Below are 16,221 nucleotides of genomic sequence, written 5' to 3'. Positions count from 1 at the left end.
TGGAAATTTAGGTGAATAATATATGGCTAAAAAGAAAGATAATGATGATTGAAGAAAACTAAATAATATTACTAAATACGTTACTGGTAAAGTAGAACCAGTAAAAGTAAAAAAAACTTTTCTGACAATAACTATTTCTTTAATTATGATAATTGGTTTAGCAATTAGTACTTTTTTTATTGCTCTTGCTATGCAGAGTGCTTTTAATATTGGTTATTTTAAACAAAATATTCCAGAAGAATCAATTGTTGTTGATATGAATGATGTTCCAATTGATAGTAGTAATAAAAATTTACGTTTGCCATTTTTTGAAGAAGAATCAAAAAAACAAGTTTTTGATTTATTAATAAAAGAATCTTGATGAGATAGTTTTTTTCCAACTAATATTACTAATTATGATTTCACTTTTTATAAACCTAATAGTAATGATGAATTAGATAAGAGTTTAATTCAAACTGATGGTGTTACTAAATTTGATTTAAAATTAAAGTTACAATCTTCATTTATTGAATTTAAAATACCAGTAATTGCATTAATTAAAAATACTGCTAAATTTTATGAAAAATTTATGATGTTTAATCAATTTGAAGGAAAATTTAGTAAACATATTTCAGGAAAATTTCCAAATGGTAGTGATTATTTGCAAGAACAATGAACACATGGTTATTTACCAACTAATTTTTATTATGCGGATAAAATTGATAATACTGTTGTTTATAAAACAATCGAAGATGAAATTAATAAATTTATTAATGATTATGAAGAAGAATTTGCTAGTACTACTCATCTTTATCCAATAATATCAACAATTCCTTTACCAGATATTGACTTTAATGATGTAGATACTATTAAACCATATTTTGAATTAGTTCATCATCCCGAATTAAATTATGTTGGTAATGCTGTGAGTAGTTCCAAAGAATATGTTAACCTTTATTCATATTCTTCAAATTTTCCATTAAAGCCTTTTTATATAACATATGTTTCTAATCCAAATGTTGTTTATGATTTCATTGAGTTAAAACCAACAAGTATTGAAGGGGTTATTGATTATTTTAAAGTTAAGCCTATTGATTTTGTTCCTTTTAGTATGGTACAAGAAGAAGTAGATAGTGATGAATCATTAATAAAATATAGTCCTCCACATGTATTATTGACTAGTGATAATAGTGGTAATCATTTTAAATATAAGGAATTGAGTTATTATTTTGGTTTTTCAAATTCAATAAATAATAGTATTGAAAATATTAATGTTAATGATTATGTTAATATTGGTGATCTAGAAACTTTTTTAGAAAATAAATATTGACAAGAAATGTATCAATTTGCAAAAAATAATTCTACTTTTTTCTTATTAGATTATCCTGATTCGACGGTTGATCCAAATATTAATTGAAATCTTGTTATTAAATCACTTGCTACTTTTAAAGGATATTTTGTTAAAGCTTTAAATGTGCAAATTGATGAGTTAACTGCTTTTACTTTTTTAGATATTGATGGTAATAATTTATCATTAAAGGCAACTGATATTATTAAGACTGATGATATTAAAAAAATTAGATTTCATATTGGAAAAGATTTGACAAGCAGTGGCTATGTTCCCAAACCTCATAGTTTTAATTTTACTTTTAAAGTAAAGTGAATTTAAATACTTAAAAATAAGTGTTGATTTTATGAAAATGGGTTAAATTTTGATAACTATAATTTAATATTCATACTACTTATATAAAATAGTTTTAATTATATAGGTTATTAATTGTAAAATTAATATAAATTTGTTATTATTCTTATGTATAAAAAATATAAATAATATAGTAGTTTCTAACCCATTGTTTGTTGAGATAAAAGCAAATGGGTTTTTATTTTGAAAGGAAAATTATAAATGATATTGCAAAAATATAAAAAATTAAAATTAGCAACCTTATTTTTATTTATTTTAACTATTTTAATTATGGTAATTGGTTTAATGTTAATTGGTTTTTCAAGTTTTGATAAAAGTTTTTTTGAAAATCTTAAATTATATAAAGAAAAAAGACTTATTATAGAAATAACACTAGAAATAACAAATGGATTTAGTTTATTAAATTATATGAGTGTAAATTATATTTTAAATCATTCTGAAGAAAATATATGTTTATCAGTAATTCATAATTATGATGGTTATTATGATTGAGTTCAGTTACAAATTGGAGTTATTTTTTGTATAATTTTAACTCCAATTTTTGGATTTTTTACTATTGCATTAACTTTTTTAATTATTGGTTTAAAAGTAAAAATAAAAAATAATAATTTTTGAGATGCAATCCAAAAATGTGAAATAATTAACAGTTATTATGTTCATTAGGTATTTTGTTTTTAAAATATATTAAGTATTATCTTTAGTGAATCAACAAAATATTTTATTTTATATATTGATTTATAATTTCTTATTTATTTAAAAAATATTTTTAATAATTATTTAATTTTGGATGGTCAAAGTTAAATAATTATTTTTTTGTTTTTTAATTTTGTCATATTATATCTTAAAAAAATAAATTTAAATTTGATAATATGTTTATTTAATAATTTTGTAAAATTAAACGCTTATAATTTTGATTTATATCAGATACTATTATTAAGTTTTAATACCTAAAATAAGTTATAATATAAATAAAAAATAAGGGGTGTTAGATATATGGAAGAAAAAAAAGATGACTTAAAAAATACTCCATTGTCAAATGTTGATAATAGTATTATCAAATCAAATAATGATAATCAATCATTTAAAGATATTGAAGAACAACGTTTTACTACTTATAATCCGTTATTAAGTGATAGTATTAAATTTAAAAGAATGTATTGAAGTTCAAAAATGGAAAATATTGCTCGTATTTTGTTACTTACAGTTTCATGTTTTCATTTAATTTTTTCTTATTTTTTAACTAACAATTTGGTTAATCAAATTTTGAGTAATAAAGGTAGTAACATGAACCCAACTTATATAATTTATATATTTTTAATTATAACTCTGGGATTTAATTTTATATTTTATTTACCAGTAGCGATTGGTCGCACTGCTAGTGCTATGTTTGGATGATCAATTGTTTATATTATTTTAGCAATTGCTTATTTTATAGTTTTAGAAGTATTTTGTACAATTTTGTTAGTGGTTAATGGATTAGTAAATGAAACTGTTTCTGCAGAAGTTCCAATATTTATGATTATTGTTTTATTAATAACTGTTTTATGATTAATTGCTGCTTGTTTATTAATTGTTAAAAGTGATGATGTAAGAAGAGAATTAAGTGTCGAATAAATAATAAGTAAAGGAGAATATAATGAATACAGATAGTTTACTTTCTAAGCGAATTGAACAATTAATTAAAGTAATTAGCGCTGATGTTTATGAAAAAGAAACTGTTTTTAAACTTGCTATTTTGGCGTTATTATCAGGAGAATCAATATTTTTATTAGGATTACCAGGAATTGCTAAATCATTAATTTCACGACGAATTAAATATGCGTTTCATGATGGGCGAAATTTTGAATATTTAATGAATCGTTTTTCTACTCCAGAAGAAATTTTTGGACCAATCTCAATCAAAGATTTATTAAAAGGTAACTATGTAAGAATTATTGATCAATATTTACCTGCTGTTGATATTGCTTTTTTGGATGAAATTTGAAAAGCAGGCCCTTCAATTCAAAATACTTTACTAACTATTATTAATGAAAAAATCTTTCGTAATGGTGGTGTTGATATCAAAGTACCATTAAAACTATTAATTTCAGCTTCCAATGAGTTACCAGAAAGCGGTAAAGGTTTAGAACCTTTATTTGATCGTTTTATTATTAGAATGATAGTTTATGGTTTAACTAATGAAGAAAATTTTAATGATATGCTAGAAAGTATTACTAGTTTAGAAGTAAAAGTTCCGCTTGAATTACAAATTAAAACATCTGAATATGAAAAGTGATTAAAAGAATTGGAAACTACTGTTACTTTAAGCAAAGAAACATTAAGTTTTATTTCTCGTTTTCGTAAAATTTTAACAGAAGCAACTAATGGTAAAGCTTACATTTCTGATCGAAGATGAAAAAAAATTGCAAAATTAATAAAAGCTTCAGCTTATTATAATGGCAGAACAACTACTGATAAGCCTGATTTATTGATTATTCCTTACTGTATTTGAGATAATGAAGATCAAGAAAAAGAATATACAAAACTTTTCAATGAAGCATATTGTGAAGATTTAACTTACACATTAAAACAAAATCAGATTGAACTGGAAAGTGAATTGGAAACATTAAGTAATAATGCCGAAAACATTAAAGATAGTCAAAATCAACCATCTATTTACTCCAATCCATTTTCTGAAGAAATTAAAGGTATATATTATCGTTTATTATGACATAGTGATGAATTTCCAATTTGTTTTATTAGTAGAAAGGATTTTCAGTTATTATTACGACGTAATAAAAAAAGTCATAATATTCAATTATTTTATGGTAAAAGTTTAAGTAAAATGGAAGGTAATCAGAAGTTTGAACTACAATTAAAGAATTCTAGTGAATTAATAAATATTACAAATAATTCTATAATTCAAGTTGAATTAACTAATACTGATAGTAAATCACAATTTGGAAATATTAATAGTCAAATTAAAGATTTAAAGCAACAAATTAATGAATTAAAAGTACATTTTGAACAAGAATATCATCGTTTAAGTAAAACTAATTCTATATTTTTTGATGAACAATTTAAATCACTATTAGAAATGGCATTTTTTGATAAAATTTCACAAATACCTGAAGCAGAAACCGAAAAGAGTCTTTCATCAGAATCACTAACTGAAGATTCACCAATAACTATCCCAAATGTTAATGACACTAATAATAATTCTGATGTTAATTAAAATAGGTGATTAGTATGGAAGAATTAATTGAATCCCATGTTTCACAAATTTTAGAAACCAAATTAAAAAAAATGTCTTTATCAGAAACAAATTTAAGTAGTTTTGCTTGATTTAAAAGAAATTTTGCTTGATTAGCTCCGGAATTTGTTCAACAAATTAGTCATTTTTATTTAAATGAAGTTTTAGAAAAAAGTAAAAATATTGTTATTAGTCCCATCATTAAAAGAGAATTACGATTATATTTCTGAGTTATGATTAATGGTATTGATAGATTAAAAAATAATTGACAAGAAATTTACACTAGGGCAAAAACTCTTGATTCACTAATGATTAATTATTTTCATTATTTTCAAGAAAAATTTAAGGATCGTAAACTTAATAGTAAATTAACTTTTGATAATTTTACAAGACATTGAGAAAGTTTAATTGTTCAAAGAATTGTAAATTATAAGTTATTTGAAACTATGCAAATGCGTCAAAAGTATTTAACAATGTGAAGTAATAATATTAAAATTATTAATGAAGTAAGGCATATTATTGGTTTTGCTTGAAATTTTTTTGGACGATTTTGAGAAGGAGATTTAAATGATTTTAAAAAAATTAATTTAAATACTATTATACAATATGGTGAAATTTTAAATAAGAATCCAGCTATTATTGAAATTGCTAGACTACTTGGTCGTTGAAAAGGAATTTCAGGTTTAACAGAAAAGCAGATTCATCAAAAAGTACAAATTGAATATGAATTAAAGCCATTAGGAAAATGGCCTGAAGAAATAGTAGGAATTACCGAGGGTAAAGATTTAGAACATTTATTACCATTAGAATTAGTTAATTTTGCTATTCCAGAGTTAAATGCCATTTTTTATAAAAAATTTGTTGAAGAAAAGTTAGCAATTACAGAGTTTGAATCAATGGATTTAGTTGCCACTGAACATCTTGTTGAAGAAGTTGTAGAAGTACCAATTCCCGAAAGTGAAGGCCCTTTTATCTTATGCATTGATACATCTAAATCAATGAGTCATAGTCCAGAAATTATTGCAAAATCAATTGCGCTGGCTATTAGTAAAATTGCTTTACAAGAAAAAAGACCGTGCTATATGATTAATTTTTCTGGTAAATTTGAAACTTATGACTTATCTAATTTAGTTTCATCAATTCCCAATCTAATTCATTTTTTAGGTCATAGTTTTAAAGGACATACTAATATTAATCCAGCTATTAGTCATGCTTTAACAATTATGCAATCTAAGACATATCATAATGCAGACTTATTGGTAGTTTCTGATTTTTTATCTGCTAATATTACTAAAAATAATATTAATTTAATGTTACAACTAAAAGCAAAAGCTAATCGTTTTCATGCTATTAATATTGATTCTTCAACATTACCTAATAATTTTAAAAAATATTTTACTAATTATTGACATTATGATCCTCGTGATCCATTTGCTGCGCGAAAAATTGCATTAAATTTAGCTAAAACTAAAAATAAATCTTAATTTTAATTTTTGATAGTTATTTTTTGCTTTAATAATGATAAAATATTATTAGAGTGAAAAAATAAACTGATAATGAGAGATGGATAATATGAAAAAAAATAATTTAATTTTAAGTAAAACATTAGTTATTATTAGTGTTTTAACAGTAACAATTAGTTTATCAATTTTTCCATTATTTAATTGGGGTGTTCCATTAAAAAATAATATTGCTATTATTATTACTTTAATCGTTAATAAAGAACCAATCACTAGTAGTTTTTATAAACAATTAATGACTAGTGATAGTATAGTTTCTTTATATACTTTTGGAACATTATTGATTTTTAATTTAACTTATTTAATACCATTAATTTTTATTAAAAAACCTTTTTCAAGATCAGTTTTTGCTATACACATGTTATTAATAACCTTAGTATTGATACTTTTTGTATTAGTACTTTTTAATTACTTTAATATTAGAAATTTTCAAACTATTCCTTTTAAAGATTTATGAACAATTCCTTGAGCAGGTATTGGTTTAAGTTTACTTACTATTTTTTGATATGGCTTAAAAAATTTATGAGTTAATCCTCCACAATTATCAAAAAAAACTAATGATTATAGTAAAAACAAAAAAGAAGAAATTAAAAGTGATGATTTACCATCATATGAAGATTTACAATTGCAATTAAAAACGTTAAAAAAACAATTAAAAGAAGTTAGAAATATTAAAACTAAGAAATAATAAAAGTTATTTTAGATTTTTAATTAGATCATTAGCAAACTTTGTTTTTTTGATATTTGTTGTTGGTTGATTACTAGAGTTAGGTGAATTTATTTCATTTTTACTTGAGTTTAAAATTCATGATTGTAAATATTCTTTCACTTCTAGATTCTCAAAAATTATCTATACATTCAATTTTAGCACCATTTTCTATTAGAAACTTAACTCCCTATATATTATTATTATCAGCAATTAGGATTAGGGCAGTTTTACCATTTTGATTTGTATGATTAATATCAGCGTTATTTTCTAGTAAAAATTTAACTATATTTAAATATCCTTTTTTGGCGGCTTTCATTAATGGAGTATTACCACTAGTATTTTTATCTGGATAAGAAGTCACTTTACCGGTAAGTTTTTTACAAATGGAATATTTAAAGTTTCTATAATTGACATTGGCGCCATTTTTTATTAATTTCATAGTTTTTTTAAATTACCTTCTTCAATAGCAATCATTAATTTCTCATTTTTAGTCATATCTTTTAATGCTCCTTTTTTTAGTAATTTAATAAAAATCCTATTATAGAAATATCTATAATAGGAATAAACAATTATTAAATTAATAAAATTATAATTTATTTTTTTAATCTATCAATTAATATGCTTTTTTGTATTTTTAAGGTTTTGAATATTTAATTAAAAATAATTTAAAGAATATAAATAAATGATTATAAAATAAGTATTTTGTATAGTTTGATTTTAATTATTATTTTATAGTAGTGTATTATCAATAGTAATTATAATATTTGCAAAATTAGCCTTTTAATAGATTTATTTATTAATAAGGTTTTTTAATATTATAATTTATATTTTAAATTAACATTATTATGAGGAGAAATTTTAATGCCAAGATTAGAACATTTACAAAAAGAAAGAATAAACAAATTTCTTATTTTACTAAAAAATAGTGATGAAATAAAGATTTTTTTTAATGATTATAAAGAAATCATATTAAATGGTGAATGTCAATATATGAATTTTTTTTATGATTTAGATGAATTTTTAAAAAATAAAGAAAAAATTAGAGAACAATTAAGAACAGAAACAGTTCCTGATAATAAAAAAATTAAATTCTATTTTTTAAAAAAGGAAAATAATAAAAAAATGTTTTTAATAAAAAACTTAGAAAAGAAAGCAAATATGTTGGAAGAAATACATAATATTTTATTAGAACTACGTGATAATGCACCAAAACGGGAAATGGAACATATTATTTATTTAAAAATATTGTTATTATATTTTAATGATACTACTATAGAAGGCAAAACGTTAGATTTTTCTGAATATGAACAATGAGCAAAGATATTTATTGAATTTGCTAATATAAGAATGAATGAACTTGAAGGAATTGATTTAGAAAATATTAAAATAATAACTGATGCAGTACAAACTTTATTTTTAGATGTATTTCGTGATGAAACTTTTCAAAGAAAATATAATTTAAATATTGAAAAAGAAAAGTCTAAATTAGAAATAGAAGATGTAATATCTTTTAATCTTTTTAATGATGCACTTGAAATTATAAATACTAAAATATTTAAAACGTATATGGAACAATTACCTATTTTTACCAAAAAAATACCAAAATATATTAGAGAAATATCAATTATTAAAAAATACGATATACTGGTTGATTATAAATTGTTTCTTCTTAAAAGAAATGAAATAAGAGAGACTATTGATACAGTCACAAAGATATCAAAAGAATTACTTGAAAGAAATGAACAATATAAAAATAAAATTAAAAAGAAAGAAAATAAAAATAATACTTTTTCTTTATCAAAAATGGAAGTTGAATTAGTAGCAATAGAAGAAATAATTAATACACTTAAATTAATTGAAGAATATAAACATTCTAAATTTATTTTTGCAATTCGTGGTATATGAAATCTTATTTTAATTTTATATTTAAAAGAAACAAATCATAATAAAGAAATAAAAAATGAAGAATTTCAAAAATGAATAGATAACTTTATTAAAGTATGTAAAAACCAGAGATTTTATATTACAGAACGCGAGAAATTTAAAAATTTAAGTAATTTTATTGAAATTCTTCAAAATTTTAAAAAAAATATTGTTACAAATAAAGAATTTCAAGAAGAAGTGGCAATCATAGTTATTAATGAAAAAGATTTTCCTGAAAATATAAGTTTGATTAATAATACCTCTAGTGTAGTAACAAATTTAGAAAATAGACCATTTAATATGTAAAGTTTATTTTTTTATTTTAACAAAATATATTGTATAAAATAGAAATAAATTATGATTTTAATAATAATTTTCCCTTTACAAATGATTATAATAGGTGTATTATTTTTAGGAATTATATATTTGTAAAATTAAGCCCGTTAATAAATTAAATTTATTAGTGTGGCTTTTTATTATTTTTATATAATTCATTAGCAAACAATATTAATTAAAAACAAATTAAATATGTTAAGGAGAGATTTAAGTGTCAGAGTTAGATTTCTTATTTAATGAAGAAAAAGCAGAACAATTTATTAAAGAAGCAAAAAAAGATGAACAAATGAAAAAATATAATAAATCTTTTAATGATTTAAATGAAATTTTAAAACAATATTATAGTTGTTTAAATAGATATAATGCTTTTATAAATTCAAACAATAATAGAGAATTAAATTTAAAAAATAAAATCAGAAAATGATTTTTGTCAAAAAATATTCAATTTTTAAAAACAAAAAGAAGTTTAGCAGAAAAAAATTACGATTTGCTGAACATAATATTTATTGGAAAATATTATCCTTATATTTTGATGATAATTCTTTAAATGGTAAAAGATTATATTTTTATGAATATAAACAATGAGCAAATATATTTATTGAATTTGCTAATATAAAAATGAATGAATTACAAGGATTTGATTTAGAAAATATTAAAATAATAACTAATAAAGTACAAACTTTATTTTTAGATGTATTTCGTGATGAAACTTTTCAAAACAAACATGAATTGGAAGTTATAAAAGTAAAAAATTTAATGGAAAAATTTATTTATGAAACAATTAATAGTAAAGAAATATTAAGTTTTCAAGTAGCATTTGCCAGTTATAAATTAGTTAATGAACAATATAATAATCTAAAAGATAATCAAGAATTGGTTTTAAAAGAAATTGATTTAAAAATAAAAGTTATTACAGATAAAATAGAAAAAAATAATATGAAATTACGAAAAATAAAAAACATATGATTTTATAAGATTTGAAAATGTAGACAGTTAAAAAAGTAACAAAAATTGAGAAATTAAATTAGGTGAAAAGATTGCAGAAAAAGAATTTTTTTTAAAAAATTTAAAGATCTTTATACTAAATCACTAGATAAGTCAGCGCTTAAAAAAGCAGAATTGGATTTATCTTCTAAACTATTAGCATTTTATTTAGAACAAAAAAAATCTAAAAATTTAAAGTTTTCTGAATATGAAGTGTGAAAAGTCGAATTTGTTGCTACATGTGAAAAAGTAATTAAAAATCTTGGATTTAATAGTTTAAAAGTAGAGTTAATTAGTAATTTTGCAGTAACTTTATTTAAAGATGTTTTAAAAAATATTGAATTTCAAAAAAAATACAAAATTAAAGTTATTAATGATGATAAATCATTATCATCTCAATTAGATTCTGATACATGTCTTGTTTCTGAAAGCGGCATTAGTGAGTCAAGTGATAGTTTCGGTGAAAGTATTAATATTGATATGGATATTGACTTTCATTCTCCTAAACAAACAGTTGTAGCATAAGTTATTAATAAAATAAATTATTAAAATTATATATATATATATATATTGAATTTATTTATAAAACATAAATAAATTATCGGATTAAATAGTGGGTTATAAGAGATATATTTGAACTAATGGAAAGAATGATTAAAATGGATATTAAACTTATAAACAAATGAGAAGTAATAATTAAATTAATAATATATTCACAAGCAATAAAAGAATATCAAGAGTATTTTAATATTTTACAAGAATTAGAAAAAGAACGTATAACTAGATTAGAAGATCTTGAAAATAAAAAACAAGAAATAATAGAAAAAATAAATAATAAACAATTAGTAATTCCGATTATTACTGCATTATTAAATTGTTGAAGAAGAAATAAAATTCAAGATTTTGATTTTTTGATTAAAAAATTGAAAGTTAAAACTCCTCATAATAATATGAGAAAAGTATGACGTAATGTTTGAAAAGAAATATTAACTTATTATTGTGATGGTGATTTAACTAAGACAATTAATTCCGAAGAGTTTAAAGAATGACAGGATAAATTTATTGAAAATTGTGAATCATTAATTGAAAAATGAAAAGGTAAAGAAAAATATAAATTGATATTAGATACTTGTAAAAAATTATGTGAGATTGTCAAAAGTTTAGTAAATGATGTATGTAGTGATCATGAATTTCAAAGAAGTGAATCATTAAATATTATTGGTAATAATATATTTTTACAAACAAATATTGCTAAAGAAAATGAGTCTACTGATTTATCAAATAATAATTGAAAAGAAGAAATTAGAAGAGACTCAAATTACTTAATGCCAAAAACTGAAAAACCTTGTTGAAGAAGATATGTAATTAGAAGATAATTAGTAAAAAAATAAATATATATTTAAATAAATTAAAAAATAAGTTTTAACCCCTTGTTATTTTTTACTTTTATATGCTATTATTGTATAGGTAACGGCTCGGTAGCTCAGTTGGTAGAGCATTCGCCTGAAGAGCGAAGTGTCAGTGGTTCGAATCCGCTTCGAGCCACCATTATTTAAAATATAGGCAATTAAGCCTTTTTTTAATTATTTTTCTTAGATTTAGGTTTAAGTTAAAATTTTAGGTATAATAGTGTCATTAGCAATTTTAAACAATTAATAATTCTAGAAAGAAGGGTATTAGTGTCTAAAATTTTAGTTTTAAATAATGCGAAAATAATTAGCATTAAGAAAATAATAAATAATGGTTTTTTAGTAATTAAAGATAATTTAATTTTCCAAATTAATGAAGGAAAGTATAATTATGAATTTCAAGATGCTCAGGTTATTGATTGTCATAATCAAACAATAATACCTGGTTTTATTGATTTACATGTACATGGAGGTTATGGCTATAGTTTAATGGATGGTACCATTGAATCAATTAATAATTTTGCAAAATTAGTTCCAAAAGAGGGAGTAACAAAGTTTTGTTATGCAACAGTTACTGCCAGCAAAAAAGAAATTGATAATGTTCTTTCAGTATTTGCTAAGTATATGAAAACAGAAAATAAAGGTAACAAGGCACGAATTATTGGTGCATATTTAGAAGGACCTTTTATCTCAGAATTACAAAAAGGAGCACATACTCCGTCATTACTTCATGTTCCTGATCTTAATTTAGTAAAATCTTGAAATATAATTAGTAACAAAAATTTAAAATTTATTGGTTATGCTCCTGAGATAGATCCTAATTTAAATAATAAAAATTCAAATTTTATTTCTTCATTAATTAAAAATAACATTATTCCTAGTGTTGGTCATAGTAATGCTACTTTTAAAGAAATAACTAAAACTGTTGAATGTGGTTTAACGCATATTACCCATCTTTATAATGCAATGAGCCCCTATAATCATCGTGATCCTGGTGTTGTTCCGGCATCATTATATTATGATCAATTAGTTACTGAGTTAATTTGTGATGGAATTCATGTTGATATTGATATTTTAGCAATAACATATAAAATTAAAGGTGCCGATGGAATTTGTATGATTACTGATGCCATGAGTGCGAAAGGACAGCCTGATGGTAAGTATTTATTGGGACCATTACCTGTCATTAAAAGTAATAGTAAGGTTACTGTTGAAGCAACCGGAAAATTAGCAGGCAGCATTGCAACAATGATTGCTGGTTTTAAAAATTTATTAAAAATTACTAATAATAATTGACAAGATTGCATCAAAATGGCTTCTTATAATAGTGCTAAACAAGTAGGAATTGCAAATAAAACGGGTGATATTGTTATTGGTAAATTAGCAGATATTATTGTATTAACTAAGAATAATGATATTTTTTTAACAATATGTGAAGGAAAAATTGCATATCAGCAAGAATAAGTAAGTAATGTAAGGGGTTTTTAAATTATGAAATTAATTATTTTAAAAGATAAAACTGAGGTTGCTCAATTATTAAGTAAAATTATTATTGATATTATTAAAGTTAAACCAAATGCTATTTTAGGATTGGTAACGGGAAGTAGTCCAATTGAAACATATGATTTATTAATAGCAGATGCAAAAAATAACAAAAGAGATTGATCAAAAGTCGTAACATTTAATTTAGATGAATATGTTGGTTTAACTCCAGATCATGTAAAAAGTTATCGTTATTTTATGAATCATCAATTATTTAATCATATTAAAAGTCTTAATTTAAAAAATACGTATGTTCCTAAAGGTATTGGTGATTTAGACCAAAATGTGGAAGAGTATGAAAAATTATTAAAAGAAAAAGGACCAATTGATTTACAAATATTGGGGTTAGGTACTAATGGTCATATTGCTTTTAATGAACCAGGTACTCTTGCAAGTAGTAAAACACATGTTGTTAATTTAACTAAAGAAACAATTGAAGCTAATAAAAGATTTTTTTCTAAAGTTGAAGATGTACCAACCAAAGCTGTTACGATGGGTATTCATACTATTTTACAAGCTAAATTGATTGTTTTAATTGCTACAGGAACTAATAAAGCACAAGCTATTCGAGAGTTAGTTGAAGGTAAAGTTTCTCCAAATTATCCATGTACTTTTTTACAAAATCATGATGATGTTACAATTATTATTGATGAAGAAGCAGCAACATTATTAAAGCCAACTATATCAAAAAAAAATTAACTTAAAGGAGAAACAAATGGAACGTAAAAAGATTATTATTGGAAATTGAAAAATGTATAAAAATATAGAAGAAACTCAATTTTTTTTAAATGAATTTAATAAATTATTAAAAACTAAAACTATTAAATATGATTATGGAATAGCAGCTAGTTTTACTAATTTACCTTTATTAAAAATGAATAAAACTTCTGCTTTAATTATTGCAGCTCAAAATTGTCATTATGAAACCGAAGGTGCATATACTGGTGAAATTTCAATTAAGATGCTAAAAGATATGATGGTTAGTCATGTTATTATTGGTCATTCTGAACGCAGAATGTATTTTAATGAAGTAGATGAACCAATAAATAAAAAATTACATTCACTATTTAATGCTAATATTATACCAATTTTATGTTGTGGTGAAACTTTAAACCAATATGAAAATAAAAAGACTAATGAAGTAATTAAAAATCAAATTAAGTTAGCATTAAAAAATATTAAAGTAGAAAATATTGCTAAGTTAGTAATTGCCTATGAGCCAATATGAGCAATTGGTACTGGTAAAACAGCAACAGCTCAACAAGCTCAAACGGTTTGTAAAATGATTCGTGAATTTATTAGTGAATTATATAATAAAAATGTTGCAGAACAAGTACGTATTCAGTATGGTGGTTCAGTAAAACCCGATAATATTAAATTAATACTTTCTGAACCTGACATTGATGGTGCATTAGTTGGAGGTGCTTCATTAGTACCACAATCTTTTTTTGATTTACTAATTTAACTCTATTTAAATTACTAATAAAAATAAGGAGTTAACTAAACATGGAATTATCAAAGATACAAATTAAAAGTATGTGAACAAAACTAACAAAAAAAATTAAACATCGTGCCTTTCCGGCAACCACTTTTGTCAATGCTTTTAGGAATAAGTCAGAAATTTTAGCATTGTTTAGTAAAAATGGTGAAGACACTAATCAATTAGAACAAATTGGCTTTATTATTTGTACTAAAACTATTTTTGCTTCTAGTAGTGATAGTATTGTTAGTGACAAAGGTATTATTACTAATGAATATTTTACTGGTGAAGTAATTGATGTTAATAATACTCTTATTCCTAATACTTATATTCATTTAGTTAAAGTTAATAGTGGACCAATCGTTATTAACGATATTCCATTATATTTAACCATCAATGAAAGTCATCATCAATCATTAGTTAATAATAAAATTGGTGCTAAATTATTTACAAATAGTTTGATGAAACAATTAAATTATAAAACTTCTAATTTTAGTTCTATTTCTATTACTGAACAAAATTTTATTGTTGTTCTTAATAATTTAAAGATAAATAGAAAACAAATATTGCAAAGTGAATGTATCATTAATTCTTTATTAGAACAAAAATTATCATTAGAACAGTTAATTTTATTGCAAAATAAAAAAGAATATAGTTATTTAAAAAAATTTAATGAAGTTGAATTACAAGAAATTATTAATTTGCAAAAAATAGCAGTTGTTGCTATTAAAACTAATAAAGATCAGCGAAAAATAACATTAATAGCAGGTAATAAACAACGAATTGAAAACTTTTTTATTAATGCTAAAAAACCAATCATTATTGCTATTAATGCTATTAATAAAAAAATTAGAGCAATTAATCAGCCTGAAAATATTCAACCAATAGCACCGATAACTAATATTACTAATTATCAAGATTTATGACAATTACAAAAAATTCATAAAGAACTATTGAAGTCATTTTCAAAATGGCGGATAGTATCTCAAGATATATTAGAAAATTTATCGCAGACTTTTGCTTATGGTTATTATTCAGAAGTCATTGATAATTTGAAAATTACTCATTATTCTTTTAATAATGATTTATTAGATTATAATTTAATGGAAATTAAAGGACACAATTTATTAGCTAATAGTAGTAATACTATTTTATTTCTTTCTAATAATATTAGTGATAATCCTAGTATGGTTATTTTATTAAGTGAAGATTTAAAATCAATTTGTGATTTAAAAACAATAATTACTAAAATTACTAAAAAGCAATCTATTAAAATAGTCTTTAAAAAAGATATTGTTATTTTGAGTACTGTTCATTATCAATGTATTACTGATTTTATTACTAAAATGATTACTATTTTTAAATCTGATAATTTTAAACATCAGTTGCAAGTTATTAAATAAAA

At 22.3% G+C, this 16,221-nt stretch carries 17 protein-coding genes and 1 tRNA gene; 16 read left to right on the top strand and 2 right to left on the bottom strand.

What is annotated here, in order from left to right; all coding sequences use genetic code 4:
- Positions 1-22 precede the first annotated feature (22 nt).
- The 6 genes from AACK81_RS06965 (at position 23) to AACK81_RS06940 (ending at position 7,121) form a co-directional block, all read left to right on the top strand.
- Positions 23-1,648, top strand: a complete 1,626-nt coding sequence (locus AACK81_RS06965; protein ID WP_338961024.1) for a hypothetical protein — start codon at positions 23-25, stop codon at positions 1,646-1,648.
- Between the two features lie 234 nt (positions 1,649-1,882).
- Entirely contained in the window at positions 1,883-2,344 is a 462-nt protein-coding gene (locus tag AACK81_RS06960; RefSeq protein WP_338961022.1) for a hypothetical protein, read from the top strand.
- Between the two features lie 330 nt (positions 2,345-2,674).
- Positions 2,675-3,295, top strand: coding sequence for a hypothetical protein (locus AACK81_RS06955; protein ID WP_338961021.1), 621 nt, complete (start codon positions 2,675-2,677; stop codon positions 3,293-3,295).
- Between the two features lie 22 nt (positions 3,296-3,317).
- Positions 3,318-4,895: an AAA family ATPase gene (locus AACK81_RS06950; RefSeq protein WP_338961019.1), complete on the top strand. Its 1,578-nt coding sequence runs from the start codon at positions 3,318-3,320 to the stop codon at positions 4,893-4,895.
- 14 nt (positions 4,896-4,909) lie between these two features.
- Complete coding sequence (locus AACK81_RS06945) at positions 4,910-6,397, top strand: VWA domain-containing protein (RefSeq protein ID WP_338961017.1); 1,488 nt, start codon at positions 4,910-4,912, stop codon at positions 6,395-6,397.
- Between the two features lie 88 nt (positions 6,398-6,485).
- On the top strand, positions 6,486-7,121 hold the full coding sequence (locus AACK81_RS06940) for a hypothetical protein (RefSeq protein WP_281749123.1): 636 nt from the start codon (positions 6,486-6,488) through the stop codon (positions 7,119-7,121).
- Between the two features lie 6 nt (positions 7,122-7,127).
- Here the strand turns inward: AACK81_RS06940 and AACK81_RS06935 are convergent, their stop codons facing one another.
- Together AACK81_RS06935 and AACK81_RS06930 are read right to left on the bottom strand one after the other, a co-directional pair.
- Positions 7,128-7,262: a hypothetical protein gene (locus AACK81_RS06935; RefSeq protein WP_338961014.1), complete on the bottom strand. Its 135-nt coding sequence runs from the start codon at positions 7,260-7,262 to the stop codon at positions 7,128-7,130.
- A gap of 67 nt (positions 7,263-7,329) precedes the next feature.
- Entirely contained in the window at positions 7,330-7,581 is a 252-nt protein-coding gene (locus AACK81_RS06930) for an ankyrin repeat domain-containing protein (RefSeq protein ID WP_338961012.1), read from the bottom strand.
- Between the two features lie 422 nt (positions 7,582-8,003).
- Between AACK81_RS06930 and AACK81_RS06925 the strand changes: the two genes are divergently transcribed.
- The 10 genes from AACK81_RS06925 to AACK81_RS06880 all read left to right on the top strand — a co-directional run bounded on the left by AACK81_RS06925 (position 8,004) and on the right by AACK81_RS06880 (position 16,219).
- Entirely contained in the window at positions 8,004-9,371 is a 1,368-nt protein-coding gene (locus AACK81_RS06925) for a hypothetical protein (protein WP_338961010.1), read from the top strand.
- Positions 9,372-9,612: 241 nt separating this feature from the next.
- The gene (locus tag AACK81_RS06920; RefSeq protein WP_338961008.1) at positions 9,613-9,948 is read left to right on the top strand and encodes a hypothetical protein; all 336 of its coding nucleotides are present in this window, start codon (positions 9,613-9,615) and stop codon (positions 9,946-9,948) included.
- Between the two features lie 71 nt (positions 9,949-10,019).
- Positions 10,020-10,406 carry a hypothetical protein gene (locus tag AACK81_RS06915; protein WP_338961005.1) on the top strand — a complete coding sequence of 129 codons (387 nt, stop codon included), beginning with the start codon at positions 10,020-10,022 and terminating at the stop codon, positions 10,404-10,406.
- Between the two features lie 114 nt (positions 10,407-10,520).
- Positions 10,521-10,910, top strand: a complete 390-nt coding sequence (locus AACK81_RS06910) for a hypothetical protein (RefSeq protein ID WP_338961002.1) — start codon at positions 10,521-10,523, stop codon at positions 10,908-10,910.
- 116 nt (positions 10,911-11,026) lie between these two features.
- Positions 11,027-11,761, top strand: a complete 735-nt coding sequence (locus AACK81_RS06905) for a hypothetical protein (protein WP_338960999.1) — start codon at positions 11,027-11,029, stop codon at positions 11,759-11,761.
- A 96-nt stretch (positions 11,762-11,857) separates the two neighbouring features.
- A tRNA-Phe gene (locus AACK81_RS06900) sits at positions 11,858-11,933 on the top strand.
- A 131-nt stretch (positions 11,934-12,064) separates the two neighbouring features.
- Complete coding sequence (nagA, locus tag AACK81_RS06895; protein ID WP_338960997.1) at positions 12,065-13,258, top strand: N-acetylglucosamine-6-phosphate deacetylase; 1,194 nt, start codon at positions 12,065-12,067, stop codon at positions 13,256-13,258.
- Positions 13,259-13,285: 27 nt separating this feature from the next.
- Positions 13,286-14,035, top strand: a complete 750-nt coding sequence (gene nagB / locus AACK81_RS06890) for a glucosamine-6-phosphate deaminase (RefSeq protein WP_338960994.1) — start codon at positions 13,286-13,288, stop codon at positions 14,033-14,035.
- Positions 14,036-14,051: 16 nt separating this feature from the next.
- The gene (gene tpiA, locus AACK81_RS06885; RefSeq protein ID WP_338960991.1) at positions 14,052-14,801 is read left to right on the top strand and encodes a triose-phosphate isomerase; all 750 of its coding nucleotides are present in this window, start codon (positions 14,052-14,054) and stop codon (positions 14,799-14,801) included.
- Between the two features lie 41 nt (positions 14,802-14,842).
- On the top strand, positions 14,843-16,219 hold the full coding sequence (locus AACK81_RS06880; RefSeq protein ID WP_338960988.1) for a hypothetical protein: 1,377 nt from the start codon (positions 14,843-14,845) through the stop codon (positions 16,217-16,219).
- Positions 16,220-16,221: the final 2 nt, after the last annotated feature.

The organism is Spiroplasma endosymbiont of Lasioglossum villosulum, from assembly GCF_964020195.1.
Taxonomy (GTDB): Bacteria; Bacillota_I; Bacilli_A; order Mycoplasmatales; family VBWQ01; genus Spiroplasma_E; species Spiroplasma_E ixodetis_A.
Note: the sequence above shows the minus strand (reverse complement) of the source record. Positions and strands in the feature narration are given on the sequence as shown.